The sequence below is a fragment of the Corallococcus sp. AB049A genome (genome assembly GCF_003668885.1).
Lineage (GTDB): Bacteria > Myxococcota > Myxococcia > Myxococcales > Myxococcaceae > Corallococcus > Corallococcus interemptor.
Genome location: NZ_RAWL01000986.1, coordinates 1 through 476 on the forward strand (window position 1 = coordinate 1; position 476 = coordinate 476).

Annotated in this window: 1 protein-coding gene; it reads left to right on the forward strand. The window is 68.9% G+C overall.

The genetic code is table 11. The features are described from left to right. Positions 1-206: 206 nt before the first annotated feature. A partial coding sequence (locus D7X55_RS46095) for a M17 family peptidase N-terminal domain-containing protein (RefSeq protein WP_199747376.1) occupies positions 207-476 on the forward strand: 270 nt, incomplete at its 3' end.

Genomic DNA, 476 nt, shown 5'->3' on the forward strand with positions numbered 1-476 from the left:
GTCCACCAGCACGCCGCCCACGCTGACCACCAGCAGGACGATCAGGGTAGCCAGGAAACTCTGGACGAAATCGCCCAGCAGGTATCGGTCGAGCTTCAGCATGGGGCGGTGGTTTAAACTCTGGGGTTCGTTCGCGGTGCCGCCCAGTCTACTGTCTGGGCGTAAACGGCCTGCGATTGTACGGACTCGCCAATGGAATCTGCTCAATGGCCCTCGAATTCACCCTGAACCACGTTGCTCCGGCCGCCGCCACCGTTGATTGCCTGGTGGTCGGCGCGTATGCCGACCATACCCTGACCCCGGCCGCGCAGGCCCTGGACGCCGCCAGCGGTGGCCGCCTGGCCGCCCTGGCCCAGCGTGGCGACCTGTCCGGCAAGACCGGCGCGACCACCCTGCTGCACGACCTGCCGGGCGTGACCGCGCCGCGCGTGCTGGTGGTCGGCCTCGGCGACGCCGCCCGCTTCGGCGTGCCGCAG